Origin of the sequence: Moorena sp. SIO4E2 (assembly GCF_010671945.1) — a bacterium.
Classification (GTDB): Bacteria; Cyanobacteriota; Cyanobacteriia; order Cyanobacteriales; family Coleofasciculaceae; genus Moorena; species Moorena producens.
The window spans coordinates 1-1,671 of sequence record NZ_JAAHIE010001130.1 but is presented as its reverse complement, the minus strand read 5'-3'; the positions used below and the strand labels follow the sequence as shown (position 1 = coordinate 1,671).

The window sequence follows — 1,671 nt, the reverse complement described above, 5'->3', positions numbered from 1 at the left end:
TCCAAGCCCAGGTATAGGTGGGCTTGGGGTATGCGAGCAACAGTTTACAGATTGGTTCAAGAATACGAGGATTCACACTGGGATTTATCAGTAGAGATAGTAATAGCTCCGGAATCTCAGGTTTTACAGTTCTCTCCTTCTCCTGTCCCATTCTTAGAAAGCAGGAGGCTAGATCTTTATGAACATGCATTGCTATGTTTTTATTTAACGAAGATAAAAGACGAAGATAAGAAAGAGAGATACTACGGTAGAGCGATCGCTTATGCCCAAAAAGCCTTGATGGTTCAGCCAGGTGACTTGATTGCTTACCTAATCCTCACCGTAATTGAAGCTCAGCAAAATAAAGAAAAATTAGAAGATATTAATGATGATATTATCGAAAAATTTAACACATTCATTAAAAACGCCAAGTTACCGTTTTCTGAAGTCTGTCAAACTGTATTGCGATATCAAATTAGTGCTAATAAATTTACTACAAATCAAATAAAAGCTATAATAGAATATGATAATGCTTATGAACATCCATTAACAAAGCTTGTTCTGAACGATGTGATAAATAACCCTCATATAGATTCTATAGATTCTGCTGAAGAGTGTGAGGAGGCACAATTATGGCTATGGAAAAACTTTGCCCTGACGGAAACATGTAGCAATGTTCTTTTCTTGCTTAGTGATTTAAGTGTTCTTCTGGAGGAAGACAGTATTATTGGTACCGCGAACCTTTATCGAGACATTGGCTTTCGAATCAATTCTTACTACACAATAGAAAGGGTTTTTCAAACTCCAGTACTTTCGGATATAGAGCGTTCACAAATAATAAAGAAAGCAATCACAAAATATTTTTCAATGTTCTTGAATCCTGACAAAGATTGAGTTTATAAGTGCTGATTATTCGGCTCTAAAATAGAATTGCTATAGCAATTTAATCGGTGCCTTAAACAAGCGCTGAAACTCTTAATTAAAGAGAATCGACTGGGTAAAAAAAATAAGCGACAATTAGCTGGCATTTTTCACTGGTAACTACGTTAAAGATTGGTAGGATATCTCATGAGTAAACTATTTAATTTATTAACAGATTTGGCCCTTGACCCCAACAAACAAAGTGTTTTTATCAATAACCCCAGTTCCGTAATGGACGAGGTGGGTTTATCTGAAGTAGAGCAGACTGCAATGATCAGCAAAGAACCTGCTAAAATTGCAGCCTTCTTTGCAAACGAACAAGCCCCGCTTGCTATTACCTGCGCCGATCCCGGTCCCGATCCCTTGCCAGATCCAGACCCTTTTCCCATACCAGATCCAGAGCCTTCTCCATCAGAAGAATCCACACCTAACTTTAACTAGAATTTGGTGTAGAAAAGTTTCATCAAGCTCAATTCTTTGAGTTTTAGCTAAATTCCCTAGAAGCCCCACCTAACGGTTAGGTTAGGTGGGGTAGTTGATTTTAAATCACTCATAACTTTATACAATTGGGCAAATGGATTATTATTTAATCAGCTCAAACGGCACTGGTTGCAGTTTTGTATAATAAACACTCCTTGAACGGAGATAAGCATGCGCGATTTATCAGGTTACCAAGTTACGGAAAAACTCCATGAGAGCACCAACTCCCTAGTCTATCGCGGACATCGGCGGGCAGATAACCAACCTGTTATCCTTAAAATGCTCAAACAA

General features: G+C 38.1%; 2 protein-coding genes. Both read left to right on the top strand.

Annotated elements, in window-relative coordinates:
* Positions 1-873, top strand: an 873-nt coding sequence (locus F6K37_RS41460; RefSeq protein ID WP_287257092.1) for a hypothetical protein, incomplete at its 5' end; no start/stop codon positions are given.
* 174 nt (positions 874-1,047) lie between these two features.
* Positions 1,048-1,341, top strand: a complete 294-nt coding sequence (locus F6K37_RS41455) for a hypothetical protein (RefSeq protein ID WP_008185119.1) — start codon at positions 1,048-1,050, stop codon at positions 1,339-1,341.
* The last annotated feature ends 330 nt before the right edge of the window (positions 1,342-1,671 follow it).

Coding starts and splice junctions, on each gene's coding strand:
- F6K37_RS41455 (WP_008185119.1), top strand. CDS start 1,048: ATGAGTAAACTATTTAATTTATTAACAGATTTGGCCCTTGACCCCAAC.